Annotated in this window: 21 protein-coding genes, 1 pseudogene and 1 riboswitch; of the genes and pseudogenes, 12 read left to right on the forward strand and 10 right to left on the reverse strand. The window is 47.6% G+C overall.

The window, feature by feature from the left end; all coding sequences use genetic code 11:
* A pseudogene (locus I2H74_RS18865) lies at nt 1–438 on the reverse strand (hypothetical protein); the annotation flags it as partial.
* A 204-nt stretch (nt 439–642) separates the two neighbouring features.
* A riboswitch (cyclic di-AMP (ydaO/yuaA leader) is annotated at nt 643–818 on the forward strand.
* A 99-nt stretch (nt 819–917) separates the two neighbouring features.
* Here I2H74_RS18865 and I2H74_RS18870 point away from each other — a divergent pair.
* Nucleotides 918–2,246 carry a TrkH family potassium uptake protein gene (locus I2H74_RS18870; RefSeq protein WP_195575791.1) on the forward strand — a complete coding sequence of 443 codons (1,329 nt, stop codon included), beginning with the start codon at nt 918–920 and terminating at the stop codon, nt 2,244–2,246.
* Nucleotides 2,247–2,318: 72 nt separating this feature from the next.
* The gene (locus tag I2H74_RS18875; protein ID WP_195575792.1) at nt 2,319–2,981 is read left to right on the forward strand and encodes a potassium channel family protein; all 663 of its coding nucleotides are present in this window, start codon (nt 2,319–2,321) and stop codon (nt 2,979–2,981) included.
* Between the two features lie 66 nt (nt 2,982–3,047).
* On the opposite strand, the gene I2H74_RS18880 is transcribed toward I2H74_RS18875, so the two are convergent.
* From I2H74_RS18880 to I2H74_RS18895, 4 genes are all read right to left on the reverse strand, one after another.
* Nucleotides 3,048–3,764, reverse strand: coding sequence for a hypothetical protein (locus I2H74_RS18880; RefSeq protein WP_195575793.1), 717 nt, complete (start codon nt 3,762–3,764; stop codon nt 3,048–3,050).
* Nucleotides 3,761–4,666, reverse strand: a complete 906-nt coding sequence (locus tag I2H74_RS18885) for an ATP-binding cassette domain-containing protein (protein WP_195575794.1) — start codon at nt 4,664–4,666, stop codon at nt 3,761–3,763. Before I2H74_RS18885 ends, I2H74_RS18880 begins: the two co-directional genes overlap by 4 nt.
* On the reverse strand, nt 4,650–5,033 hold the full coding sequence (locus tag I2H74_RS18890; protein ID WP_195575838.1) for a GntR family transcriptional regulator: 384 nt from the start codon (nt 5,031–5,033) through the stop codon (nt 4,650–4,652). The genes I2H74_RS18885 and I2H74_RS18890 overlap by 17 nt, the downstream gene beginning before the upstream one ends.
* 357 nt (nt 5,034–5,390) lie before the next feature.
* Nucleotides 5,391–6,281: a LysR family transcriptional regulator gene (locus I2H74_RS18895; RefSeq protein WP_195575795.1), complete on the reverse strand. Its 891-nt coding sequence runs from the start codon at nt 6,279–6,281 to the stop codon at nt 5,391–5,393.
* 309 nt (nt 6,282–6,590) lie between these two features.
* On the opposite strand from I2H74_RS18895, the gene I2H74_RS18900 reads away from it, so the two are divergent.
* The 4 genes from I2H74_RS18900 to I2H74_RS18915 all read left to right on the forward strand — a co-directional run bounded on the left by I2H74_RS18900 (nt 6,591) and on the right by I2H74_RS18915 (nt 10,602).
* A complete protein-coding gene (locus I2H74_RS18900) occupies nt 6,591–7,265 on the forward strand; it encodes a succinate dehydrogenase cytochrome b558 subunit (protein WP_195575796.1) in 675 nt (224 codons plus the stop codon).
* Between the two features lie 15 nt (nt 7,266–7,280).
* On the forward strand, nt 7,281–9,041 hold the full coding sequence (gene sdhA / locus I2H74_RS18905; RefSeq protein ID WP_195575797.1) for a succinate dehydrogenase flavoprotein subunit: 1,761 nt from the start codon (nt 7,281–7,283) through the stop codon (nt 9,039–9,041).
* Nucleotides 9,041–9,805, forward strand: coding sequence for a succinate dehydrogenase iron-sulfur subunit (sdhB, locus tag I2H74_RS18910; protein ID WP_195575798.1), 765 nt, complete (start codon nt 9,041–9,043; stop codon nt 9,803–9,805). Before sdhA ends, sdhB begins: the two co-directional genes overlap by 1 nt.
* Nucleotides 9,806–10,209: 404 nt before the next feature.
* Complete coding sequence (locus I2H74_RS18915) at nt 10,210–10,602, forward strand: hypothetical protein (RefSeq protein ID WP_195575799.1); 393 nt, start codon at nt 10,210–10,212, stop codon at nt 10,600–10,602.
* An 84-nt stretch (nt 10,603–10,686) separates the two neighbouring features.
* Here the strand turns inward: I2H74_RS18915 and I2H74_RS18920 are convergent, their stop codons facing one another.
* Complete coding sequence (locus I2H74_RS18920) at nt 10,687–12,063, reverse strand: aldehyde dehydrogenase (protein ID WP_195575800.1); 1,377 nt, start codon at nt 12,061–12,063, stop codon at nt 10,687–10,689.
* A gap of 114 nt (nt 12,064–12,177) precedes the next feature.
* On the opposite strand from I2H74_RS18920, the gene I2H74_RS18925 reads away from it, so the two are divergent.
* The 3 genes from I2H74_RS18925 (at nt 12,178) to I2H74_RS18935 (ending at nt 15,094) form a co-directional block, all read left to right on the forward strand.
* The gene (locus I2H74_RS18925) at nt 12,178–13,122 is read left to right on the forward strand and encodes a metallophosphoesterase (protein ID WP_229106838.1); all 945 of its coding nucleotides are present in this window, start codon (nt 12,178–12,180) and stop codon (nt 13,120–13,122) included.
* Between the two features lie 90 nt (nt 13,123–13,212).
* Complete coding sequence (locus I2H74_RS18930; RefSeq protein WP_195575801.1) at nt 13,213–13,971, forward strand: metallophosphoesterase family protein; 759 nt, start codon at nt 13,213–13,215, stop codon at nt 13,969–13,971.
* 121 nt (nt 13,972–14,092) lie between these two features.
* The gene (locus tag I2H74_RS18935) at nt 14,093–15,094 is read left to right on the forward strand and encodes a DMT family transporter (protein ID WP_195575840.1); all 1,002 of its coding nucleotides are present in this window, start codon (nt 14,093–14,095) and stop codon (nt 15,092–15,094) included.
* Between the two features lie 167 nt (nt 15,095–15,261).
* Here I2H74_RS18935 and I2H74_RS18940 read toward each other — a convergent pair whose 3' ends face one another.
* Both I2H74_RS18940 and I2H74_RS18945 read right to left on the reverse strand, forming a co-directional pair.
* Nucleotides 15,262–16,077 carry a histidinol-phosphatase gene (locus tag I2H74_RS18940; RefSeq protein ID WP_195575802.1) on the reverse strand — a complete coding sequence of 272 codons (816 nt, stop codon included), beginning with the start codon at nt 16,075–16,077 and terminating at the stop codon, nt 15,262–15,264.
* Nucleotides 16,078–16,130: 53 nt separating this feature from the next.
* A complete protein-coding gene (locus I2H74_RS18945) occupies nt 16,131–17,033 on the reverse strand; it encodes a LysR family transcriptional regulator (protein WP_195575803.1) in 903 nt (300 codons plus the stop codon).
* Between the two features lie 496 nt (nt 17,034–17,529).
* Between I2H74_RS18945 and I2H74_RS18950 the strand changes: the two genes are divergently transcribed.
* Nucleotides 17,530–18,870 carry an MFS transporter gene (locus I2H74_RS18950; protein ID WP_195575804.1) on the forward strand — a complete coding sequence of 447 codons (1,341 nt, stop codon included), beginning with the start codon at nt 17,530–17,532 and terminating at the stop codon, nt 18,868–18,870.
* A gap of 171 nt (nt 18,871–19,041) precedes the next feature.
* Here the strand turns inward: I2H74_RS18950 and I2H74_RS18955 are convergent, their stop codons facing one another.
* Both I2H74_RS18955 and I2H74_RS18960 read right to left on the reverse strand, forming a co-directional pair.
* Complete coding sequence (locus I2H74_RS18955; protein ID WP_324254108.1) at nt 19,042–21,714, reverse strand: calcium-translocating P-type ATPase, SERCA-type; 2,673 nt, start codon at nt 21,712–21,714, stop codon at nt 19,042–19,044.
* Nucleotides 21,715–21,905: 191 nt separating this feature from the next.
* A complete protein-coding gene (locus tag I2H74_RS18960) occupies nt 21,906–22,877 on the reverse strand; it encodes a zinc dependent phospholipase C family protein (protein ID WP_195575806.1) in 972 nt (323 codons plus the stop codon).
* A gap of 233 nt (nt 22,878–23,110) precedes the next feature.
* Between I2H74_RS18960 and I2H74_RS18965 the strand changes: the two genes are divergently transcribed.
* Nucleotides 23,111–24,484: a sulfatase-like hydrolase/transferase gene (locus tag I2H74_RS18965; RefSeq protein ID WP_195575807.1), complete on the forward strand. Its 1,374-nt coding sequence runs from the start codon at nt 23,111–23,113 to the stop codon at nt 24,482–24,484.
* 122 nt (nt 24,485–24,606) lie between these two features.
* Nucleotides 24,607–25,929 carry a glycoside hydrolase family 125 protein gene (locus tag I2H74_RS18970; RefSeq protein WP_195575808.1) on the forward strand — a complete coding sequence of 441 codons (1,323 nt, stop codon included), beginning with the start codon at nt 24,607–24,609 and terminating at the stop codon, nt 25,927–25,929.
* Nucleotides 25,930–26,133: the final 204 nt, after the last annotated feature.

The following is a 26,133-nucleotide window of genomic DNA, read 5'->3' on the forward strand; positions in this document are numbered from 1 at the left end:
ATGGATGTCTACGCTAGTGTTGGACATCGCGCCTCTTCCCGTGCTGTCGCTATCGATAAATACACGATAGACATCATAAGGCGCAACCTTATCCCAAGGCTGATAGGAAGCTTGGAGCCGTTTTTTGCTTATGTATCCGGATAGAAGCTCATTGGTGTAATATACGACTTTATGATTGGGCTCAATCCCAGCCTCTACTGCTTGGCTGCCGTCCTGAATCTGCTGCAATTGCTGCTGAAGCTGCTGGTAGGCTGCCCACCCTTTCGCTATCGCTTCTCTCTTATCCAGTAGCGGCAGGACCTCCGACTCTTTGTATGCCTGCTGAGCGGGTATAACAATTTGCAAGATAACAAATAATATAAAACCAATAACAGCTGCGATCGGCAGCGCCTTGCCCCGACGTTTCGGTATATTCCGACTGTCATGATGAGAGATCAAGGATATCCTCCTTTATATGAGAAGTTGTTCTTTAGCTTAGCGAAATGAACAAGCAACGTCAAGAAAACAAGCGATCTATTCTGGCAATGCACGAAAACAGGGTATTGTAAGCGTTCTTTATAGAGATTTTATTCGTTTTCAGTGCATTTTTGAACTTAAAATCGCTTTGTGAAGAATGAGCGAAACGTATATAATCTCGTTATGAATTGTATATGGCCGAGTCTCATGCAATATGAGAGCGGGGGAACCGATCAACTGGGGTGAATTTCACAGTTGGATCCAATGACATCAAGCTAATGACAGAGGGATCCCATTGTGAATAGGGCGTCTTGACGTGCCCGAATCCGTCAGCTAACCTCGTAGGCATTTCGTCAGGATACCAGCGAACACAAAGCACTGGGGCATCCCGTGCTTTTTTTCGTGATTTCAGAAGAGGTGACATACGGTTGGAAACGCTAAAAAAGAAGTTACAGGCTAGCATGCTAACACCACCGCGGATACTAGCAGGGGGCTTTGCACTCATTATTTTACTAGGAAGTTTGCTTCTGATGCTTCCCATCTCAAACGCGAATGGAGAAGTCCTGCCCTTTGTAGATGCCCTCTTCACAGCAACATCAGCAACGTGCGTAACGGGTCTAGTCGTTGTCGATACCGGAACGAACTTTACGATGTTTGGGCAGATCGTCATTATCCTGCTCATTCAGGTTGGCGGTCTTGGATTCATGACGATGGCTACGTTGTTCGCGCTTGCTTTTAAGAAGAAAATTTCCTTGAAGGAACGACTTATTCTGCAGGAAGCGATGAACCAAGGTTCGATGGAAGGGATTGTTCGCTTGATTCGCAAGGTGCTGCTTTATGCCTTGGCGATTGAAGGAACGGCAGCGGTCCTATTCACGATACGTTGGGCCTTTGACATGCCCTTTGGGCAAGCTCTCTACTTCGGGATATTCCATGCGGTTTCCTTTTTCAACAATGCCGGATTTGATCTGTTCGGACAGGTAAGCGGACCATTCTCCAGCTTAACAAGCTATGTTGGAGACCCTCTAGTGAATATCGTCGCGATGTCCTTGATTATTCTAGGGGGGATCGGGTTTATTGTGTTGTCCGACTTGTTTGAATATAAGACGAAGAAGAAATTCTCGCTTCACACCAAGGTCGTCTTGTCGATGACAAGCTTTCTCATTGTGTTTGGTACGATTGTCATTTTCATTTTTGAATTTACAAACCCGGATACGTTAGGCAGTCTGAATTGGTTCGAGAAGTTCTGGGCTGCATTGTTCCAATCCGTCTCGCCCCGTACAGCAGGTGCCAATACGATCGATATCGGCCTAATGAGACAGGCGTCTCAGTTCTTTATCGTGCTGCTGATGTTCATTGGTGCTTCGCCTGGTTCGACAGGCGGGGGGATTAAGACGACGACCTTTACGATCTTGGTCGGTGCGGTAATCTCGATGATACGCGGCAAGGAAGACATTGTGCTGTTCCGCAATCGCCTTGCGAAGGATCGCTTGAATAAGGCGGTTACGCTCGTCTTGCTAGCTTTAGGTCTCGTCATCACCGTGACTATGATCTTGTCGACCACGGAGGACCATTCGTTCCTTATGATTTTGTTTGAGACCGTATCTGCGTTCGGTACCGTAGGGTTAACGATGGGCCTCACGACAGATTTATCTTTGATCGGGAAGATTCTAATCAGTCTAACGATGTTCATCGGACGACTTGGACCGATAACGCTAGCATACGCTGTTGGACCTAAGAATGAACGTGAGCTGTACCGTCATCCCGAAGGGAAGATCACGATCGGTTAAACACATGCAATCGCCAACGTTTAAAAGTTTGAAAGTACGCAATGATAAGCAAAGGATAGGGGATACTAGGAGATGGACTCACAGCAATTCGCAGTAATTGGGCTTGGCCGATTTGGTTCGAGTCTTGCCGAGGAATTAATGAAGCTTGGTCATCAGGTGTTGGGCATTGATCGTGACGAGGAAGTTGTCGACGAGATGAGCGAGAAGCTGACGCATGCTGTCGTTGCAGATGCAACAGATGAAGAGGTGCTTCGCTCGCTTGGCATTCGCAATTTCGATTGTGTCATCGTGGCGATCGGCGATGATATCCAGACGAGCATTCTTGTAAGCATTCAGGTGAAAGAACTCGGGGTGCACAAGGTTGTGGGTAAAGCACTGTCTGATCTTCATGGCAGGGTGCTGGAGCGGATCGGCGTTGATCGGGTCATCTATCCGGAGCGGGACATGGGGATACGGGTTGCGCATCATCTGGTATCGCCTAACCTGCTTGATTATATTGAGCTGTCCAAGGAATATACGATTGCCGAGCTTCGTGTTCCTAGCTGCCTGGATGGAAAGGAACTGCGTGAACTAGATCCTAGAGCAAGATTTGGCTGCAGCATCGTTGCCTTGAATAAGGCAAGCGGCATGATTATTGCCCCAACAGCTGACGATAAGCTGGCTGAAAAGGACATTATGGTATTGATCGGAACGAATCGCCAGATTGAAAGGTTCGAAGAAGAGTATCGAGTATAATTTGCATCAAAAGAGCCTTCACAAGCGTGCTAATGCTTGTGAAGGCTTTTTTTGTACAATAACCAATTACTTAATTCGGGTTCGGTATAGGATATGGCCTGTGACAAAGAATGCGCCTGCGATCAGAATCCAAGAAAGCAAAAGTGGATATGATTGTCTTGTATAGTCCATGATGTCGTATCCACTCGGCCAAAAATTCATGGCCATGACAAGGGCGGCGATGCTGATTACCCCAAACCATGCTCCATATTGATAGAAGATGGTGCCAAACATAAAGAAGAAGCTTGCAACAAGGAAGTATATCGTAATGAGCGTAAGGAAGTTGGTTACATCTAAACTCGCTGATAACGCTTCCTGGTGACCAATAATCCACGCGAACGTCAAGCTGATGACAGTATGAATGACGGTATTGATCACCGACACGATGAACAAGGATAAAGTGATGCTGATCCAAGAAGATACGCGATTGAATCCAAGGCCTCGAAGCAGGGCGAAGGTGTTGGTTCCGCTAATGATCCCTGCAACAAGCATGTAAATAGCCGCAGATGTAATGTTGATGTACGGGGCAAAGAGCGTGCTCTCCACAACCCATTCATCATCTTTCGTTGTTTCTTTCAGGATATCCATGAGATTAAAACTGATGTGCATATCGCCTAAATAAAAGGAGAATCCATTCAGTATAAATTGGAACAAAATGTTCAAAGTCAGCATGATGCCCCAGAAGACCAATAACGAACCCATCCAATCCTTCAGCTGAAGTCCCACATTCTTTTTTAGATTCATAATGCTTTCCCTCCCTGGATTGGCGCTTGATCATCGGTAAGATAAACGAACAGCTTCTGCAAAGAAGTGCTGCCAACATCAAGACCTTGTTTCTGCCATGTTTGCATATCGGCCTCCGTTACATCCCATACGATCGCTCCAAGATGTCCGCCCAGTTGTTCCTCGTGCAGCACGGTTTTCCCTGAAGTCGCGGCTCTGACTTCTTCTTGTCTCCCAGAAATTGTGCAAGCGCGGTTCAAAATAGAGTCGGTCGATGCTTGCAGCATGACTTGGCCCTGATGAATCATGGTAATGCTTTCGAAGATTTGCTCCGATTCATCAATCAGGTGAGTGGACAATAGTATCGTCCGAGGATGTCTCGTATAATCCTCCAGCAGATCATCATAGAACATTTGCCGCATAGCTGCATCAAGACCGAGCACAGGCTCATCAAACAGCGTGAGCGGAGAGCGGGAGGCTAGCCCTCGAACGGCGCCAAACAAGGATTTCATCCCTCTTGATAATTGATTATATTTTTTCTTGGGATCAAGCTTGTATCTGCTCATCAGATGCATCGCATATTCATCATCCCAATGAGGAGCGGTCATTTTGAAGAAAGCAAGCAGCTTCTTAAGCCTATATTCCTCCCATGTCTTCTCGGTCTCGCGAACATAGCAGATCTGGCTGAGGAGATGCTGCTGATCCTTGAGAACGGTGCCGTTCATAACGACTTGCCCTTGATCCGCGAAGTGGTAGCCCGAGAGAATATTCAGTAGCGTTGTTTTGCCTGCGCCATTGCGCCCTAAGAGGCCATGAATCATGCCAGCTTCAAAGGTAGCATGAATGGGATGCAGCGCGGTTGTGCCCTTAAATTGTTTGCTGATGCCCTGTAGTGTGATTGTCGCCTCAGACTGTATAGTCATCGCGGTTTCCCTCCTTGAGATTGTGGATCATTTGAATGAGCTCATCCTTTGAAATATGCACCGCTTGTGCTTCATGAATAAGACGCGGAAGTTCGATCTCTGCAAATTGCTTGCGTCGTTTCGCTAATACCATGTTCTTCGCTCCTTCGCTGACAAACATTCCGACACCCCTCTTTTTGAACAAAATGCCTTCATCGACCAGCAAATTAATGCCCTTTGCCGCTGTGGCGGGATTGATTTGCAAAATTTTCGCAAACTGGTTGGTTGAAGGGACCTGACCATTTTCCTCAATCGAATCATTTAGAATATCGTTCTCAATCAGCTCAGCAATTTGTAAATAAATGGACTTCGATTCATCGAGCAGCAATACATTCACCTTCTTCCTGATGGAATAGCAAGTATGACAGATATAGAGTGTTATGGGGTTCGTTTGTTTATTGGTTAATTACTTATGCAACTAACCATATCACCTAAGAAGTGCGTTTGCAAGCCCAAATTACGATCTTCAGGTAAAAAAGTGTCTTAACGAAAAAGAGCCACATTACAGGACGTAATGTGACTGCGATTATTTATAAATGAAATGGAGGCGATTGTTTGCAGGGAAAGCTTCAATGATAGGTGTAGGCTCGTGATGCTGGGCAGTACCTGATGCATAGACAGATATTCCGTCACCACAGCATGATACGACCCTGAAAAAGAAGTAAAGCAGTGTCATGCGGCCATCCTACCAATCGGCTCGGCCTGCAGAATCCGCAATAAATTGGCGGAAGGAATCGCTAAGCAAAGCGGATTCGGCATAGATCAGCGAGGTGATTCTTTCTGTCTGCTCCAGCTCCTTTAAGTGAACTACGGTCAAATCATTATCCTTCAGCCACTGCGTCCTCAAATAAGACTTGGGAAGAAGGGCAGAAGCCTGACAGGTTGCGAGCAAGCGGCCGATAGCCTCGAACGAATCAATCTCCATGCGAATATCCGGCATTACCCGATATCTTCGAAATAAGTCATCGATCAGCTTGCGATACCATGTTCCGTTGGAGAACAGCAGCATAGGCAGGCCGTTAAGCTTCTCCATCGTCCACTCGCTAAGATTCGATAGCTCGTGATTGTTTGGTACAACAAGCTCCAGGTGATCGGACAGAAGCGGGATCGAGATTAGCCCCTGCTCATGAATGGCATCTGCTACAATGCCGAAATCCGCTTCTTTTTCGCGAATAAGCGAGACAATCTCATGCGTCTTGCCTGTAATTAGCTTAAGCTGGGCCTCGGGATACTGCTCCTTGAACAAATTCACGAAGATGGGCAGCGTCGTTTGGAGTGTCGTGAGGCTTGCCCCTATCGTTACGATCTTTTGCCCTTCGGATTTATAGGAAGCAATCGACTTTAGATATTCAAGCTGCCGCTTGCGGATATCTACAGCAAATTCATAGGTAAGTTGACCAACCCGTGTAACCTCGAGACGTTTGCCATTGCGATTGAATAATTCGACATTCAGCTCCTCTTCCAGTCGAGCAATTTGTCGAGATAAGGCAGGCTGCGAGATATTGAGCCGCTTTGCCGCCTGATTAAGGCTCGTGTGCTCTATGACAGTAGCAAACGCTTCGAGAAGGTCTAGCATGGCTGTGTTCCTCCTTATTTGGGATGGAAAAATAGTCCTTAAAGAGTGACTTATGCACGTTAGTTATCATTTTTATAATAATCTTGCAATTCCATTATAAGGCATACAGGAGTATGATGGAAGTGTCACAGGTTGTTCACAACTGTGCCGCAATTGTGATCATTTGATACTGCGAAAGTGTGTAAAAGGATAGAGAAAGGCATTTTTTGGACGACAAATTGTTGACGCTTTCGACAGGCACAGGTAAAATGAGGATGTTTTATTACCAAAATATTCTGGTACAGAACGGAAAGGGGAAACGGCACACATATGAAACGGGGTTACTTTTACTCGCGCAAGCTGCATTCTCTTCTAGGTATCATCCCGCTAGGCTTTTTTATCTTGGAGCATATGATTACGAACTATGCCGCATTTGATGGCGGGAAAGCAGCATTTCAGGACAGCGTTAAGTTTTTGAATGAATTGCCGCTCATCTTTTTCTTGGAGCTCTTTGGGATATGGCTCCCGCTCTTATACCACGGTGTATATGGCTTGTATATCGCGTATACGTCCCGCAACAACGTAGGCAATTACAACTACGGTCGTAATATTGCCTTCATGATGCAGCGCATTACAGGTGTCATTACGTTCATCTTCGTAACGTGGCATTTGTATCAAACGCGCTTCCAGATTGCGATTGGCGAAGTTAGTCATGAAGAGCTTGGCACTCACATGAACGATATCGTGACTCAGCCGCTGATGTTCGTTATCTACATCATTGGAGTATTGGCTGCATCGTATCACTTCACGAACGGCTTGTGGGCATTCCTTGTAAGCTGGGGCATTACCGTTGGTCCTCGTGCACAGAAGGTATCTTCGATGATCTGCACAGGCCTCTTCGTATTGATGTCCGTTCTGTTTATTCTGTCCCTCATTGGATTCCGCAGCCAGGAATTCGAAGCAGCGGCAGCAGTTGTACAACAAGTTCAATCGGTAATCGTTTAAGGAGGGTAACGCACGATGGCTAATCAGAAAGTAATCATCGTCGGAGGCGGTTTGGCCGGCTTGATGGCAACGATTAAGGCAGCGGAAGCAGGCGTGCATGTTGACCTGTTCTCCTTAGTACCTGTAAAGCGGTCTCATTCCGTATGTGCCCAAGGCGGCATCAACGGAGCGGTGAATACGAAAGGTGAAGGCGACTCCCCGTGGGAGCACTTTGATGATACGGTATACGGCGGCGACTTCCTTGCGAACCAGCCTCCGGTAAAGGCAATGTGTGAAGCGGCTCCAGGCATTATTCACTTGATGGACCGCATGGGCGTTATGTTCAACCGTACGCCAGAGGGATTGCTTGATTTCCGCCGCTTCGGCGGTACGAAGCATCACCGTACAGCATTTGCTGGTGCAACGACAGGACAGCAGCTGCTGTATGCGCTTGATGAGCAGGTGCGCCGTTGGGAAGCAGCAGGATTGGTTAACAAATATGAATACTATGAGTTCGTCTCTGCGATTATCGATGATGAAGGCGTATGCCGCGGTATCCATGCACAGGACCTTCGCTCCATGGAAGCGAAAGCGTTCCCAGCAGATGCGGTTATTCTTGCATCCGGTGGACCAGGGATTATTTTCGGTAAGACGACGAACTCCGTTATTAATACAGGTACAGCTGCAAGTGCCGTTTACCAGCAGGGCGTACGTTATGCAAACGGCGAATTCATTCAGATCCATCCAACAGCGATTCCAGGCGACGACAAACTTCGCTTGATGTCGGAATCCGCACGCGGAGAAGGCGGACGCATCTGGACCTATAAAGACGGCAAGCCGTGGTACTTCCTTGAAGAGAAGTATCCAGCGTATGGCAACCTTGTTCCTCGTGATATCGCAACGCGTGAGATCTTTCACGTTTGCGTTGATATGAAGCTTGGCATCAACGGCGAGAACATGGTATACCTCGACTTGTCCCATAAAGATCCGAAGGAGCTTGATGTGAAGCTTGGCGGTATTATCGAGATCTATGAGAAATTCATGGGCGATGATCCACGTAAGATTCCGATGAAGATCTTCCCGGCCGTTCACTATTCGATGGGCGGCATGTGGGTTGACTATAATCAAATGACAAACATTCCTGGCTTGTTTGCAGCTGGTGAGTGCGACTATCAATATCATGGCGCGAACCGTCTCGGCGCGAACTCCCTTCTTTCCGCGATCTATGGCGGGATGGTTGCGGGACCGAAAGCAGTAGAATATGTTCGCGGCTTGTCGAAGGCAACGGAAGATGTTCCTTCCTCACTCTTTGACAAAGAATCGAAGCGGGAGCAGGAGAAGTACGAAAAGCTGCTTAAGATGGACGGCAATGAGAATGCCTATGTCATTCATAAAGAACTGGGCGAGTGGATGACAAACAATATGACCGTCGTCCGCTTCAACGACAAGCTGGAGAAAACAATCGTTAAGATTAAGGAACTGAAGCAGCGCTATCATTCCATTAATGTAAATGATACAGCGAAGTGGAGCAACCAAGGAGTAGCCTTTACTCGTCAATTGTGGAACATGCTTGAGCTTGCAGAGGCGATGACAAAGAGTGCATTGCTGCGCGATGAGAGCCGCGGTGCGCACTATAAGCCGGATTTCCCTGAACGTAATGATGAACAGTTCCTGAAGAGCTCTGTTGCAACATGGACGCCTGATGGTCCAGAGATTACGTACGAGGAAGTTGATGTGTCCCTAATCAAGCCGCGTAAGCGTGATTACACCACGGACAAGAAGAAAGGAGAAAAGTGATGGCGAACACGATGACAGCAGCAAAGACCGTTAAGTTTATTGTGACACGCCAGGATGCTCCGGATGCGAAGTCGTATACGGAGGAATTCGAAGTTCCTTATCGTCCAAATATGAACGTCATTAGCGCGCTCATGGAGATTCAGCGTAATCCAGTAGATGCGACAGGCAAGCATACAGCTCCAGTGTGTTGGGAGTCCAACTGCTTGGAAGAAGTATGCGGGGCATGCTCCATGGTGATCAACGGCAAGCCGCGTCAAGCGTGCTCTGCACTTATTGATCAATTAGAGCAGCCTATCCGCTTGGAGCCGATGAAGACTTTCCCGGTTGTCCGTGACCTTGTTATTAACCGTCAACGGATGTTCGACTCCTTAAAGCGAGTGAAGGCGTGGATTCCAATAGATGGTACGTACGACCTCGGACCAGGACCTCGGATGGCCGAGACGAAGCGCCAATGGGCGTATGAGTTGTCCAAGTGCATGACTTGCGGAGTTTGCTTGGAAGCATGTCCGAACGTCAATGACAAGACGAGCTTTATCGGTCCGGCCCCAATCTCCCAAGTTCGCTTATTCAATGCTCATCCAACGGGTGAGATGAATAAAGAAGAGCGTTTGGAAGCTCTGCTTGACGATGGGGGAATTGAGGGCTGCGGCAACTCGCAGAACTGCGTAAGATCATGTCCAAAAGGTATTCCATTGACGACCTCAATTGCGGAGATGAACAAAGATACGACCAAATTGATGTTCAAGCATTGGTTTAAAATGTAATCATATCGATAAGCTTATACATGCAGACCTTCAAGATCACGTGATGTGTGATTGAAGGTCTGCTTTTGTTACCCACTAAATAAGGCTTGTTCGTCTTCATTGTTGATTAAGATATGCTATTGTCTATCGGTGCAAAAAAGCCTCCGACTTCTGCCTTCCATCCTTAGAAGCGCACTCCGTCATAACCTTATTTTTCGGAAAGAAGCCTAAACTAAAATAAATTTGATAGCGTTTTCTTATTATACTTCGAAACTTACAGAAGCTGAAAAAATTATGGTAGGCGAACCTAAACAATTACGTTATAGTAAGGATTGGGGATTTTACCCTTTTAATTAATTCTCTCTCAGAAAGTGTAAAAGCGCGTTCTGAGCCAAGATCATTGATACGATGGGAGGACATCGTTCATGAAGGTTCATTGTGAAAAAGGAGGACTGTGCTCATGCAGAACATCCGTGTGGAGGAATGTGAAGCCGCTCGTCAATGATTGGGATCCCTTAGGCTTGCTTGCACTCGGAGCGCCAGACGATGAGTACGATTGCTTAACCTCTTTTCTTACGAATTTTATGGAGCAGAACGAAGAATGGGAGGCAGCACAGCTGCAGCAGGAATTAGAGCATTTTGTGGAGACGCATTTTGGAATAGGACCTTCCATGATGAAGGCTGACCGGAGAACGCTGTGGCAAAGCCAATTTGCAGCATTCTCCAGCAAGCTATGGATGTTGCGTGACTCTTTAATCTCCTTAGCCAAATCCCAAGTAGAGGAATCTCCCCGATTGGATCATGGCCCTTCATCATAGATCTCCATCTGTTCTGCCTCTCCAGCAGCTCAAACTTTTCTCTAGATTTCCGTTTATGTTCTAAAATGAAACCGCTTCGATCTCCTACTTCATGATCTTTTTCATCCACTTTAACGCGTTTTTAACGCCAGGATAGCGAAGGGAGAGATCGAAGCGATTCGTTTGAAACAATACGCTCTTCTGATGACTAAATGTATCGAAGCTCGCTTTGCCATGATAGCTGCCAATGCCGCTGTCGCCTACGCCGCCAAATGGCAGATATGGTGAAGCAATGTGCATCAGCGTGTCATTTACACAGCCTCCGCCGAAAGACAGCTTCGAAAGCACGTTATCTTGAAGTTTTCTATCCTTAGTAAATAAGTAGAGAGCAAGCGGCTTCGAGCGAGCCTGCACCGCTTGAACGACATCATCTATAGATGAGTAGGTCATGACGGGCAGCAAAGGGCCAAAGATCTCTTCCTGCATGATGCCATGCTCCCAGCTTATGTTCGTCAGCACAGTTGGAGCGATGCGTCTTCTAGCCTCATCATATTGACCGCCCCAAGCGATCTTCCCATCCTTAAGAAAGCCCGCCAATCGTTGATAGTGCTTATCGCTAATAATGGATGGATAGTTCGTAGAATCAAGCGGCAGCTCTCCGTAGAATTGCTCTACAGCCTTTTTCATTTCCTGCAAAAGAGCATCCTTTACAGATTCATGTACAACCAAATAATCAGGCGCAATGCAGGTTTGACCCGCATTGGTCCATTTGCCAAAGGCGGTACGCTTTGCAGCAAGCTCTAGATCGGCGTCTTGATGAACAATACATGGACTTTTTCCGCCAAGCTCCAATGTTACAGGGATAAGCCGCTCAGCGGCTGCCTTCATAACAATTTTGCCGATGCTGGTGCTGCCCGTGAAGAAGATATAGTCAAAAGGCATTTGCAAAAGCCACTCACTTTCTTCTACAGCGCCCTCAACGACCGTGACCTGTTCAGGTTCGAATGCATGCCTGATCAGCTTAACTAACATCGCGCTCGTATGCGGAGCCCATTCTGAGGGCTTAATGACAGCCGTATTGCCTGCCGCTATCGCACCGATCAGGGGCGCAACCGCGAGCTGGAACGGATAATTCCAAGGTGCGATAATCAAGGTTGTTCCATAAGGCTCAGGCATAATAACGCTTCGACTGCCGACATGGGTGATCGGCGTTCTGACTCTTTTTGGTTTCATCCAACGTCTTAATGATTTCAACGTATGTCTGGCTTCCATAAGCGTAAAGCCAATCTCCGTAATATATGACTCGGTATCACTTTTATCTAGATCCTGCTTCAGCGCATAGGTGATCTCTTGTTCATAATGCTCGATCGCTTGAATAAGCTTATGTAAAGCATGGATTCTCGCTTCAACTCCACGTGTACGCCCTTGAAGATAGAACTGCTTTTGTGTGTGCACGATCTGTTCGATGTCTGTTCGATTCATAAACAATCCTCCTTCGTTGCATTGCCATACTCTCTTATCATAATGTATCTAAGTTTGCATTGCATATGCTCGTGATTCATAATGGATGAGAGATGGTAAAGGGAGGAAATCATATTGAGGATTTCTGCAGATAGGAGTGAGCACTTATCTGAGGCGAACCCCAGCTCTATAGAGGAGACCGGAAGGAAGCAGAAGATAAGCAGAAGGAAGTTTTTACTAGGTTTGCTAGGAGGAGCTGCTGCTGTGCCTCTTGTGGCAGGAAGCTATGCAAGATGGATCGAACCCGATTGGCTTCAGGATCGAAAGCTGACCTGTTATTTAGATCGACTGCCGCCCTCTTTTGATGGGCTTACGATTGCCCATATATCAGACCTTCATTATGGGGATCATGTACATAGCGAGGACATAGAGCGAATCTTAGAGCGCGTAATGTCAGCAAAGCCCGATATCATATGCTTAACCGGTGATTTGGTTGACGACCGTTCCGGTCGAACCAACGGGATTGTAGAAGTGATGTCGAAGTTCCGGGCTCCCTTGGGACAGTATGCCGTGCTTGGCAACCATGATTACAGCAGAGGGGACGATATTGCAACGGATTTGCTGATCCAAGCAGGTTTTGACGTGCTGACCAATCAGCATCGAATGCTTCAAGCAGGAGGCGCCCACCTCGCTATAGCCGGCATTGATGACGCACTGGATGGATCTCCTGATCTGGACCGTGCATTGGGAGGCATTCCAAGCGGGACATGCTGTGTTCTGCTAGCACATGAGCCTGATATAGCAGATTGGTCGCTCACGAAAGAAGTTGATCTTCAGCTCTCTGGGCATAGTCACGGTGGACAAATCCGGCTGCCCTTTATTGGACCAATATTTCTTCCAAATCTTGGCGAGAAATATCCAGATGGCAAGTACATTTTATCGAGACCGTTAGGGCATCATTCCATCGATACTCCACTTACTGTATATACGAGCAGAGGCACAGGAACGTCCCTGCTTCCATTGCGATTTAGCTGTCCGCCGGAATGGACGCTGATTACGCTTAGGGTTGTAGCCGTGTAAATCTAGGTGTATAGTATCATCATCAGCTGTTATAGGGTAAAAAAAGCAGGTTTTCTTTTGTGGCAGCAGAACGAAGGGAGAAGATTCAAGTTGCAGAATATAGCGATCCTTTCTGATATTCATGGCAATCTTCAAGCACTCGAAGCGGTTCTCGCCGACATAGAACGCCAAGGCGCAGATCGATTGATATGCTTAGGGGATATGGTAGGCAAGGGACCGAATTCCGTTGAAGTAATGGATCTTCTACTGTCGGAGTGCGATGTGATTGTAAGAGGCAACTGGGATGAGCTTGTTGCCCGCAAGCAGGACGAATTGATTTTTCGCTGGCATGCTGATCAATTAGGAGAAGCACGTGTCGCTCAATTAGACGAGCTTCCATTCTCCTTTGACTGTCTAATTAGCGGTCGTCATATCCGTTTGCTTCATGCCTCTCCACAAAGTGTATTTCACCGTGTACAGCCTTGGGATCCTATTGAAAAGCGGCTTGGCATGTTTGAATTCACGCCTAGCCTAACAGAGCCTTTGCATCCATGCCAATCGCCGGATGTCGTGATATATGGTGATATTCATAACGCCTACGTCCAGCATCTGGAAGGAAAGACGCTTGTCAACGTCGGAAGCGTTGGCAATCCCCTAGACATGACGCAGGCATCCTATGTGATGCTTCAAGGTCAATACGGCTCCGTGGAGCAGGCTCCCTTCCGTATGCAGCTATGCCGTGTGCCATACGATATTGAGGCAGCTGTCCAAGCGGCAGAGCGATCCGATATGCCAGATATCAAGTCGTATGTGAGAGAGCTTCGCACAGGCGTATATCGCGGACTTCAGAAGAGTGAAGACGAAGGGTAATGTTCTTTTCAACATATACAATCAATGATAGTATAGATCTAAGTAGAAGACTGTAACGAGCCGGCGCTGTCCATGCGCCGGCTTTGTTCGGCTTGTGTAAGCGGGAAGGGTGGAGCAGCAAGTGAAAGCAGAACAATGGTTTACGCACCCCGTCGGCTTGACGGTGAGTGCGATTGTGTCAACACTACTATGGGGCAGCGCCATGCCTGCTATTAAGATCGGATATAGCGAGCTCCATATTCAGTCAAGTCAAATGTTTGAGCAGTGGGTATTCGCAGGTTACCGATTTACCTTGGCGGGACTGATGCTTGTCTTATTTGCCCTGCTGCTGGAGAAGAAGTCAAACGCGCAGGAGCCTCATGCAGCTGCAAGCGCTAAGCCATTGTCTACCGGACGCAAATGGTTTCTTGTTGCCAGGCTGGCATCGATTCAAACGCTGCTTCAGTATTTATTTTTCTATATCGGCCTTAGCCTAAGCACGGGAATGCAGGGTGCAATCATTACAGGAGCCACCTCGTTCTTCCAAATGCTCGTCGCACGGTTTATGGACCGCAGCGAGTGCTTCAGTGCGAATAAGACGTCAGGCCTCATTCTTGGATTTGCAGGGGTTGCGATTGTTACCTTTACGCAGGGCGGATTCCATATGCAGCTTGGGATCGGTGACGTCTGCCTGATCCTGTCGGCTTTCTGTGGCGGGTTCGGCAATGTGCTTGCCAAGCATGAAGCGAAGCAGCTTCCGGTCTTGTGGCTAACAGGAAGACAAATGCTGCTTGGAGGCATCGTGCTGACAATCATTGGTGCAGCTAAAGTAGGGATTGCTCCGTTTGCTTGGGATGCAAGCTCTTTGCTGCTGCTGCTTTATTTGGCCTTTTTGTCTGCAGCTGGGTTCGGACTGTGGAATCTGATTATGAAATACAACAGTGTAGGAAAGGTATCCATGTTCCTATTCCTCATTCCTGTATTCGGCGTGTTCTTGTCCGTTCTACTGCTTGGCGAACAGTTCAATGAGTGGATTCTGTTAGCCCTGATGCTTGTAGCAGTAGGAATCCTGGTTGTGAATCGCACTCCAAAGCATGTGAAGAAGTCGCAAGCCGCGCCTTCGTTAAATGTTACACAACCGTAATATTCCTGTTATCGTCACATAATGTTCTGGAGGTAATATAATAGGCAAGACCCCCTTTTGATGAAAATATATATCCCTTGAAGTGACCTGCGTTCGTGCAGGTCTTTTTTTTTGCGTATAAAAAAAGCTATCCGAGCAGCGTTGTCTGCTGACGAATAGCGATACCCTTACGTATGCAAGGGAACGATTTGCTTTTGCTTCTGTCTATAGAACACCCAGCGCTTAAAGCCGATTTCGTGCAGGCGCTGTGCGACCTCTTCCCACTCATCACCAACGCGGGAAGGCTTATGGGCATCGGAGCCAAACGTAACATCAACGCCAAAGTGAAGGGCACGCTCCAGCATATCATCAGATGGATACCAGCCGCCGCTTAGCTTTGTTTTGCCTGAGGTATTGATCTCGATCGCAACATCGCTCGCTGCGATAATCTTTAGCGTTTCATCAATCACTTCAGGCGTGCTGATATCGGAGAAGGCGGGATAATTACCTTTCATGGCGTCAATATGGCCAAGAATCTGGAACATGTTCGATTCAGCAGAAGCCCGAATGAGACGATAATATTCGGACTTCGTCTCCATCGCCTTCTCGTTAGACAGGCCCTTCCAGCGTGATTTATTGAAGATGCTGACCCCATAGGTATGATGAATCGAGCCGATGATATAGTCAAACGGGTATTGGGCGAGCGCTTGGTGATAAACATGTGCAGACTCAGGGAAAAAGTCAGACTCAATTCCAAGCAGAACCTCGATCTTTCCTGCGTATTCCTCTTTTAGCTTCAGAACTTCTTGGACATAGCCGCTGAATTCGCTCTTTTTCATCGTGATCTTAGGAAAGGGCTGATCCTCTTCGTAAGCAAAGTAAGGGGAGTGATCGGAGATACCGATGACTTGAAGGCCATGCTTGATGCCTGCCTCGATATAATCTCGTATGTTGCCATCTGCATGTCCGCAGCGAAAGTGATGGGTATGCAGGTCAAATTTCATGATGAGTCCTCCAATCCTGTAAGCTACTAACATTATGGTTATAAGCGCATGAATTATTCAGACGCATAAAAATGATCTTCCGGCATCCCCTTCAAGTCATTCAAAAATTGCTGCATCGCAGAGTTCAAATAACGGCCTGACCGATAGATGACTCCGACGGGATGAGCGGTCTCAAGCTCCTTGATATGCACCATCTTGAGGGAGCCGCGCTTAAGCTCTGCAGAGACGGACAGCTTGGAGATGATGGCTGCGCCAAGATCAAGCTCGACCATACGCTTTACTTCTTCACTGCTTGAGAGCTCCATGACAATATGAGGTTGGAAGCCATGCTCACGGAATACATCATCTGCGAACCGTCTTCCGACTGTATCTGGTGAGAGCATAATCAGCGGAACATTTTCCAGCATGTCAATGGTAACCGTTGTGGATTGCGCTAGAGGGTGCTTCGGATTCACAACGAGCTCAAAGGTGTCGTAGTAGAGGATAGATGTGATAAGGTTAGGATTTTGATCCGTGAGATATCCGATTCCGATGTCTACACTGCCGCTCTCAATATGTGCTGCAACCTGTGAGGAGGACATCGAGAAAATGCTTGTCTTGATGAGGGGATATTGGTCTTGAAAATAAGATAGGATGCGAGGCAGAATCTGTATCGCAATCGATGTAGTCGTTCCCAGCACGATGTGCCCTTGAGGGATTTGATTGAGATCAGTCAACTTCTGCTTGAGATCTTCCACGACACGCAAGATGCTCTCTGCATGTTCGAGAAATACTCTTCCACTGTCCGTTAAGGTAACCGGCTGGTTTCGATCGATCAGAACGGTCTTGAATTCATCCTCCAGACTTTTGATCTGAGCCGATACGGCTGGCTGTGTCAGATTAAGCAGCTCTCCTGCCTTGCGAAAGCTCATCGTCTTCGATATCGTGATCAGCGTTTCCAGTTGGCTTAAGTTCATCTAACATCCCTCCCCATTGGTTTATGTGTGGTCTTATGCATAAATCATGTGGCAATCGCATGATATACAGCCACAGTTTCGAATTGCTAACTTTTGCATGAATAGAAAACTCATTGGTCAGTACCAATACGAAAACATGCGCACGACTGTTTTACCCAAATTAGAATGGATAAGTTTCGTACGGTTGAACCGAAACCAAGCGTTCGATGTGTCGACAGCCTCACTTCTTAACGCAGCTGCTCAACCATGCATGATTTCATAAGCGTCATGATTATATTACCCGTCACAAAAAACATTTATCAGCTTAGCCGGATCAATAAATAAAGTTTCTCGTTACACTAATTATAGTGTATGATCCGTTTAGGGGCAATGCTAGGAGCTCATGGGAACCCGCACCGCAGCATATGCATCAGTATCTTTACAAATTCTTGAATAGTCTATGCAACTGATTATGCCATACGATGAAGTTGAAATTTGATCGAAGGTGGAGATACGTATGCAGGCAAAGCAGCTGCGCTATTGGATGCTGTATGATTGGGCGAACTCAGCATTTGCAACAACCATGCTGGCCGCCGTACTGCCGATCTATTATCAGACGGTAGCAGGAAAAGGATTGGAGCAAGCATCAAGCTATTGGGGATTCACGCAAACGATCGCAATGCTGCTCGTTGCTCTATCGGCACCTGTACTTGGCGCGATGGCCGATTTGTCACAGCGAAGAATGGCATTCTTGCGCGTATTCGCCTATATGGGAGCCTTAAGCTGCGTGGCCATGAGCTTTGCAGGCGAAGGGGATTGGGTCCTTGTATCGCTGCTGTTCATTGTTGGGACGCTAGGCTTCTCAGGAGGCAATACGTTCTATGATTCCCTGCTTCCTCAACTTGCGCCCCCCGAACACCGGGATGAGGTCTCGGCAAAGGGCTATATGTACGGATATATTGGCGGCGGCGTTCTGCTTGCGCTGAACATCGTCATGCTTGAAAAATTCGCATGGTTTGGGCTGCCAGATAAGATTGCAGCTACGCAAACGGTGTTTATTACCGTAGGGCTCTGGTGGTTTGTATTCTCGTTGCCGCTGTTCCGATCCCTAAAGGATCCTGTAAGCGTTCGCTCAAAGCCTGTAGGCTTTTATGTAAAAGAAGGCTTTGGACGGGTGGGAACGACGATAAAGCGTCTGCCCAAGTACCCGGAACTATTCAAATACTTGCTGGCGTTTTGGTTTTTCAATGATGGGATTTCCACCATTATAAGCATGTCCGCAATTTATGGGGCTGAGCTTGGCATCGGCACGACCCATCTGATCGTAGCTTTATTGATTACGCAGTTTGTAGGCATTCCGTTTACATTTTTATTTGCGAAGTATGCTAGTGCGATCGGATCGAAGCGTGCATTATATGGCTCCTTGCTTGCTTATATGGTCATTGTAGGCATGGGTTACTTTATGCAAAATGCACTTCACTTTTATCTGCTCGCTTTCATGGTAGGCATTGTGCAGGGCGGAAGCCAAGCAGTGGCACGTTCAATCTACAGCCAGATGGTGCCGCAAGCCTATGCAGCCCAATTTTTTGGCTTCTTTAGCCTCTCGGGCAAAGTGTCTGCCTCTATCGGACCTGCTGTATTTGGGACGGTTGGCTTGCTAACGGGTTCGACGAGAACCGCCATTCTCTCCATTCTTGCTTTCTTTATTATTGGAATCATCCTACTTCGCTTCGTTAATATTGAGAAGGGACGCCAAGAGGCAGAATCGAATGAGAATCTGGATCAGGATCATAGCACCCATCCTCCTGCATGGAGTGGAGCATCTAGTAAACCAAAAGATGAGGACACATCCTTATAATAGATGAAACACTGAGTGAACTCAGCGTTCCTGCAGCGCCTCGTTTAGGCCTATCTTCTTCGACATGAGCTGATAAGCTGTATAAATATAAAAACATCCCCATCGTGTAGGATTGCTCCTTCTACGATGGGGATGTTTGTTTTTAATGTAACATCTTCGTTCTATCGCTGATTATTTTTTGCCGGACAAGCGAACGAAGAGCTTCACAATCTCAACCAAAGGAATGATCGCAATTGCACATCCGATGACGATAAGCCACTGCTCAAGATTCAACTCCACGACACTAAACAGGTCATTCATAAATGGAAGCAGGATAACGAGAATGACCAGCAGTCCTGAGATGACGGCAGCACCGTTCAAATAGCGGTTCGAAAAGAAGCCGATCGTAAACAGCGACTTCCGGTTCGAGCGAACGTTGAAGGCGTGTGTAAGCTGGATCAAGCCAAGGGTCGCAAAGGCCATCGTAACGGCATGGGGCTCGGAATAATGTGTATGGCCCCACCAATAGGCGAAGAGGGTTAAGGCAGCCTCTAAGATCCCTTGATAGATAATGCCAGCGCCGACACCATCCGCGAATACGCTTGTCGATGATTTGCGTGGCGGCTGCTTCATGATGTCGTTCTCCGCCTTCTCAAAGCCCAGAGCAAGCGCAGGCAGCGTATCGGTCACCAGGTTGATCCAAAGGATGTGAATCGGGAATAGGATCTTCCAGTTCACAAGCGTTGCGATAAATAGGGTCAACACCTCGCCAAGATTCGCCGAGAGCAGGAACTGAATGGACTTTCTTATGTTGCTGTATACTTTGCGCCCTTCTTCCACGGCAACGACAATGGTGGAGAAATTGTCATCGGCAAGCACCATATCAGATACGCCTTTCGATACATCCGTACCGGTGATTCCCATCCCAATCCCGATATCCGCAGACTTGAGAGCAGGGGCATCGTTGACGCCATCGCCTGTCATTGCAACAATCTTGCCACGCTTTTTCCATGCCTGCACGATTCGAACCTTATGCTCAGGGGACACTCGGGCATAGACCGAATATTGTGTGACCTTCTCCTCGAAATCCTTCTCCTCGATCTGGTTCAGCTCGCTGCCCGTCAATACGCCCGTATCGTCCTCAATGATATGAAGCTCCTTCGCGATCGCAGCCGCTGTATCTCGATGGTCTCCCGTGATCATAATTGGGCGTATGCCGGCTTCTTTACAGATGCGAACGGCTTCCTTCACTTCTTCGCGCGGCGGATCGATCATGCCAACGAGACCAGCAAAGATGAGATCCTGCTCAACGTTCTCAGAGCTTAGGCCCTCTGGCAGCTTCTCGATGTCCCGATAAGCTGCGGCAAGCACGCGCAGGGCCCTGTCTGCCATTGCCTTGTTGGCCGCGGCAATCTCTTTATGATGCGCTTCGGTTAACGGCTCGACCTTGCTGTCTCTGATGATATGCGTACAACGCTCTAGAAGCACATCAGGCGCACCCTTTGTCATGATACGAAGCGGAGTACCGTCTTCTCCGTGCATATCATGAATCGTTGTCATGAGCTTCCGGTCGGAATCGAAAGGCAGCTCGGCTACACGAGGGTACTGCGCTTCTAATTTGTGTTTATGCAGGCCTTGCTTAAGCGCATAGTCGATAAGTGCAGTCTCCGTAGGATCACCGATGAAGCGTGTATTTCCTTCCTCCTCGGTAATTTTGGAGTCGTTGCACAGTGTCATAATATAAAGGAAGCGATCACCATCCGTATGGCCAAGTATGGTCTTCTCGGCATCCGTCGCATGCTCGCCGATATAAGCTTGCTGAACGGTCATCTTATTTTGCGTAAGCGTACCGGTCTTATCGGAGCATATAATCTCTGTGCTGCCCAGCGTCTCAACTGCAGGCAGCTTGCGAATGATGGATTTGCGTTTCGCCATCTTCTGCACGCCTAGCGCCAAGATAATGGTAACGATGGCAGGGAGGCCTTCAGGAATGGCTGCGACCGCAAGCGAGATGGAGGTGAGCAGCATATCCAGCCATTCACGGCCCTCGAAGTATCCGATGCCAAACATGATAGCCGCAACGACAATGATAATGATCGTGAAATATTTACCAAGCTCATTCAGCTTCTTCTGAAGCGGAGTGATCTCATCTTCCTCTTGCGAGATGAAGTTCGCGATCTTCCCGACCTCGGTGCTGATGCCCGTGCCCGTAACGACGCCAACGCCGCGGCCGTAGGAGACGTTGCTGCTCATGTAGGCCATGTTGACACGGTCACCGATAACAACATCCGCTTTATCGAGGGGAGCCAGCTCTTTCTCAACGGGAACGGACTCACCGGTAAGTGCAGCTTCCTCGATCTTCAAGGAAGCGACCTCGATTAATCGCATGTCGGCAGGCACAACATTTCCGGCTTCGAGCAGCACGATATCGCCTGGAACAAGATCCTCGGCTTTGATCGTGATCGTTTGCCCGCCGCGCCGAACCTGAGCATTTGGCGAGGACATTTGCTTCAAAGCAGCAAGTGCGTTCTCGGCTTTGTTTTCCTGTACAACTCCTAAGATGGCATTGATCAATACGACCACGACAATAATAATGGAATCTGTCCATTCACCCAGCAAGCCTGAGATCACAGCAGCGACAAGCAGGATGATAATCATCACATCCTTGAACTGGGCAAGCAGCTTTTGAAGCAATGTTTTTCCTTTTGCTTCCTGAAGCATATTCTTGCCATATCGTTCAAGCCGAGACTTTGCTTCTGAGCTTTCCAAGCCCTGTACCTTTGCATTCAAGCGTGCAAGGCTATCTTCGACTGTGAGCGTATGGAAGGCTTGTTCTTGCTGTGATTCGCGTTCGTGGCTGTCCACCAGCATCCAACTCCTATCGTATGTATTTATGTTTATATGAGCATTTACTACTATATAACCACTGTCGTCTGGCATTAATCCTCAAGCGGCATTGGCACTGACAGTTGGGTCATTTGCTACTATTCAATTCAATGTAACCCTTATCTCTAGCTTTTACCATTGTTCGGCAAGATATGTGACGATTCCATCCGCTATTTTGCTTCTGACCAGATTGGATCTTCCACCGTGATTGGACGATTGCTTGACAGATCTAGCCCCGTCTCATAGGAACGATTGCCAATAATACGCTCAAGATTCGCATAGGCATGATTGCGTGAAGCTTGATGGCTCTGGAAGTGGGGATGCCAAATTATATCCCATAGCTCAATTACGGCGTGGATGGCTTGCAGCCCATCGGCCCGCGCAGTTTCCCACATATCCCATACGGAGGTGCTGTATGTCTCTCCTGTACCCGTCGGATCAAGCCAAGGGCGATGCTTCGTATTCAGAACATCATAGCGGGGAGGGTTCCGCTTGTAGACAAGAGCTTCTGCTTGATAGAAAGTCAATGCTCGCTTCCAGCCATAGGGATCAAAGCAAAGCTTCTGAACCTTGATCATATCTTGTATTGCTTTATTCCAAGCCCCTTCTGGTATGTGTGTCTTGAAGGCGGGGTAATAGGCATGGACCACGCGGTTGAAGCCAGCAAGGACACCATCAGGAAGCGTTCCGCCAATATCAATGATCTTCCATACAGGCGTATTCCACGTCTCAAGCTGCAGCTTCTCTCGCACAACGTGAGTATCCATCAACACCTCAAAGCGCTGATGATCCCATTTGCGTGAGCCAGAGCGAGAGAAGACGTATGGATGCATATGGCGATCAAGAATATGATGCAGCAAAAAGCCAAGGGTATACAGCGCTGTAGCGCGATCATTGGATCGAACATGGCTAAGCAGATTAAGAAGCACAGGTCCGCACTGCTCGTTATGCATAGCGCTCCCAAGCTCATTCATCGTTTTACCTTTTTCCCAAGGCAGAAAGTTATGATAGAACAAGAAGTCAGGCCCCTGACATCCCATATTGAATACATGCTGCTGCTCTTCTGTACGAATCCAATCGTCGAGATTCGCTTCCGCGAGCAGTTCCTGACCAAAGATTAGATGCGTCCAAATATTAGGCATAGTTACACGTCTCCTTCTCAATAACAGGTAAACCCCATTCCTATAAGCATACCGTTTTTTGGATGAAAGGGGGATAAAAGCTTTGTAAAATGATTACGTTTTCGTGAAGATGAAAGGGTTTGCATTTACATCGTATGATCCCTGTGTGATGATAGATGTAAGCTTTGTGCAAGGTAACTTCATCACCATGCAAGCAGTCATTGCTACTCGCGTGTAGAAGGGGAGAATGCTTAATGGAAGCAGGTCGCAAGCCCAATGTGATCATACTGGTTGCTGACGATCATCGTTACGAAGCAATTGGCTGGCACGGCAATGAAGATGTAAAGACTCCTGTGCTTGATGAATTGGCAAAACGAGGAGTCAGCTTCTCGCATACTTACATTAATGGTGGACTTGATGGAGCGGTGTGCGCACCAAGCCGGGCATGCCTGAATAGCGGCTGCACGATTATGGGGGCAACGGTCAGTCAATCCTTAGAGGACACGATGGAGAAGCTGACCATCGGCAGTAATCGAGCAACGCTCGGCGAGACGTTCAGACGAAGCGGGTACCATACTTATGCGGTTGGAAAATGGCACAACGATAAAGCGAGCTTTCAGCGGAGCTTTGAGAATGGAAAAAATATTTTCTTTGGCGGAATGAGCGAGCATCGCCAGGTGCCTGTATATCCTTATGATCCAACAGGGGAATATCACGCCTCGCTGAAAACGATAGAGACTACCTTTTCAACAGAGCTGTTTACAAATACAGCGGTTGAATTTTTGGATCGCTATGAACGTGAGGAACCCTACCTCTTATATGTAGCGTATACATCGCCGCATGATCCGAGAACTGCACCGGAGCCTTATGCATCGATGTACGACCCAGCATGCTTAACGCTGCCGCCGAATATGTGGGCGGAGCATCCTTTTGACAATGGGGAAATGCAGGTAAGGGATGAGCATCTTACGGCTGTACCAAGAAATCGCGAGGACGTTCAGCATGAGGTGGCCGATTATTATGCGATGATATCTCATATGGATGCTGAGATCGGGCGGTTAATAGAGAAGCTACGGGAGAAGAATGAGCTTGAGCATACGATTATTGTGTATACCTCAGACCACGGGCTTGCTGTTGGACAGCATGGGCTTATGGGCAAGCAGAATGTATATGAGCACAGCGTTCGCATTCCATGGATCATGAGCGGACCAGGTATAGGAGAGGGCGTGAAGCCGTCTGGTCAGGTTATGCAAATGGACATTTTCCCAACGCTATGCGCGTTAGCGGATGTCCTAACTCCACTATCTGTTGAAGGTCGGAGCATGGCGGCAGCTGCTCAACAATCTGGACAAGCCCCGTTCCGCGATACCGTGTATTCCTTATATAAAGATACGCAGCGTATGGTAAAGGATGAAGCGTGGAAGTATATTCGTTATCGCAAGTCTTCTCACAGTGGAGAAGGCACAGATGAGATTCAGCTGTTCTTTGTCAAGGATGACCCTTGGGAAACAACAAATCTTGCCCACGATTCGCAGTATAGCGTGAAAGTGAAGGAGATGCAGCAGAAGCTGGAGCGATGGATGCATGAAGCGCATGATCCTTTTGTACAATATTTTTCAGAGAAATAGACGATGATTAAGGTCTAGCCAGTGAGAGCGTATACATGTAAACTAAGAGATGTTATGGGGTTATCGCTATCATGACCTATCTACTTAAATAGACAACGATAGAACAATGTGGAGGAGAAATCATGGAGAATTTTAGACTGCCTAAGATCGATATGCCTAGATTTGAATTGCCAGAAGCGGTAAAGCAGGTGCTTGCTGAGGCTGAGAAAGAGCTTGCTCACCGTCCAAAGCTGTTGCAGCTGTTCAAAAACTGCTTCCCAAATACACTTGAGACGACAACGAAGCTGATGGAAGACGGCACAACGTTTGTCATCACAGGAGATATTCCTGCGATGTGGCTTCGTGATTCCGTTGAGCAGGTTATCCATTATGTACCGTTTGCGAAGGAAGACAAAGAGCTTCAACGCATTATTGGCGGATTGATTAAGCGCCATATGTACTATATTAATCTTGATCCTTATGCGAATGCATTCAACGAGACTGCGAATGACTGGCACTGGGATGCAAATGACCAAACGGATATGAGCGCATGGGTATGGGAGCGCAAATATGAGCTTGATTCCCTTTGCTTCTCGATTCGTCTTGCTTATACGTACTGGAAAGAAACAGGCCTTACCGATATCTTCGATACCAACTTTAAAACCGCGATGCGTAAGATTGTGGACCTGTGGAAGGTGGAGCAGCGCCACTTTGAGCAATCGCCTTATCGCTTTAACCGTGAAAACTGTCCGGATATCGACACGCTCCGCAATGATGGCATGGGGATGCCGGTCAACTATACAGGCATGACGTGGTCTGGCTTCCGTCCTTCTGACGATGCTTGCGACTTCCATTATAATATTCCTTCGAACATGTTTGCGGTTGTAAGCTTGCGTCAAATGCAAGAAATTGCTCGCTACGGCTTCCGCGATGAGCTGTTTGTTGCAGAGATGAAGAAGCTCGAAGATGAGATCAACCACGGTATCCAGCTGTATGGTGTCGTAACGCATCCGAAATACGGCCGCATCTATGCCTATGAGACAGACGGCTACGGCAACTTCTGCCTGATGGATGATGCAGGTACGCCAAGCTTGATCGGTATCCCGTATATCGGATATGTTGGCAGCGATGACGAAGTGTATCAAAATACACGCCAATTTATCCTTAGCAAGGACAACCCTTATTACTTCGAAGGAAAAGCGGCGAAGGGAATCGGCAGTCCGCATACGCCAGACGGCTACGTATGGCACATGGCGTTGTCGATGCAGGGCTTGACAGCAAGCACTGATGAAGAAATGGTGGCTATGGTCAACATGCTTGAAGCAACTGACGCAGATACAGGCTTTATGCATGAGGGCTTCCATTCTGATGATCCAACGATCTTCACGCGCAAATGGTTTGCTTGGTCCAACAGCTTGTTCTCCCAGCTTGTGTACAAGGCAATGAAGCGTGACTTGTTGAAATAATTGGCATCAAAGGACGGGACTTCCCGTCCTTTTTGCTTCTTTCGGCGTATTGTGAATCGTTTCGAGTATAGGACGTTTTGGATATTTAATTGATTTATCTAGTTCTTTATTCGTGTTTTCAGTATAATAGTCATTAACATCATAAAAGGATGAGTTCGATGCATGTCGATTAGACTGATTTGATGTCGGAAGGGGCGAAGAATT

This window comes from Paenibacillus sp. 1001270B_150601_E10, assembly GCF_015558675.1.
GTDB lineage: Bacteria > Bacillota > Bacilli > Paenibacillales > Paenibacillaceae > Paenibacillus_B.

Coding starts and splice junctions, on each gene's coding strand:
- I2H74_RS18870 (WP_195575791.1), top strand. CDS start 918: ATGCTAACACCACCGCGGATACTAGCAGGGGGCTTTGCACTCATTATT.
- I2H74_RS18875 (WP_195575792.1), top strand. CDS start 2,319: ATGGACTCACAGCAATTCGCAGTAATTGGGCTTGGCCGATTTGGTTCG.
- I2H74_RS18880 (WP_195575793.1), bottom strand. CDS start 3,764: ATGAATCTAAAAAAGAATGTGGGACTTCAGCTGAAGGATTGGATGGGT.
- I2H74_RS18885 (WP_195575794.1), bottom strand. CDS start 4,666: ATGACTATACAGTCTGAGGCGACAATCACACTACAGGGCATCAGCAAA.
- I2H74_RS18895 (WP_195575795.1), bottom strand. CDS start 6,281: ATGCTAGACCTTCTCGAAGCGTTTGCTACTGTCATAGAGCACACGAGC.
- I2H74_RS18900 (WP_195575796.1), top strand. CDS start 6,591: ATGAAACGGGGTTACTTTTACTCGCGCAAGCTGCATTCTCTTCTAGGT.
- sdhA (WP_195575797.1), top strand. CDS start 7,281: ATGGCTAATCAGAAAGTAATCATCGTCGGAGGCGGTTTGGCCGGCTTG.
- sdhB (WP_195575798.1), top strand. CDS start 9,041: ATGGCGAACACGATGACAGCAGCAAAGACCGTTAAGTTTATTGTGACA.
- I2H74_RS18915 (WP_195575799.1), top strand. CDS start 10,210: ATGAAGGTTCATTGTGAAAAAGGAGGACTGTGCTCATGCAGAACATCC.
- I2H74_RS18920 (WP_195575800.1), bottom strand. CDS start 12,063: ATGAATCGAACAGACATCGAACAGATCGTGCACACACAAAAGCAGTTC.
- I2H74_RS18940 (WP_195575802.1), bottom strand. CDS start 16,077: ATGAAATTTGACCTGCATACCCATCACTTTCGCTGCGGACATGCAGAT.
- I2H74_RS18945 (WP_195575803.1), bottom strand. CDS start 17,033: ATGAACTTAAGCCAACTGGAAACGCTGATCACGATATCGAAGACGATG.
- I2H74_RS18950 (WP_195575804.1), top strand. CDS start 17,530: ATGCAGGCAAAGCAGCTGCGCTATTGGATGCTGTATGATTGGGCGAAC.
- I2H74_RS18960 (WP_195575806.1), bottom strand. CDS start 22,877: ATGCCTAATATTTGGACGCATCTAATCTTTGGTCAGGAACTGCTCGCG.
- I2H74_RS18965 (WP_195575807.1), top strand. CDS start 23,111: ATGGAAGCAGGTCGCAAGCCCAATGTGATCATACTGGTTGCTGACGAT.
- I2H74_RS18970 (WP_195575808.1), top strand. CDS start 24,607: ATGGAGAATTTTAGACTGCCTAAGATCGATATGCCTAGATTTGAATTG.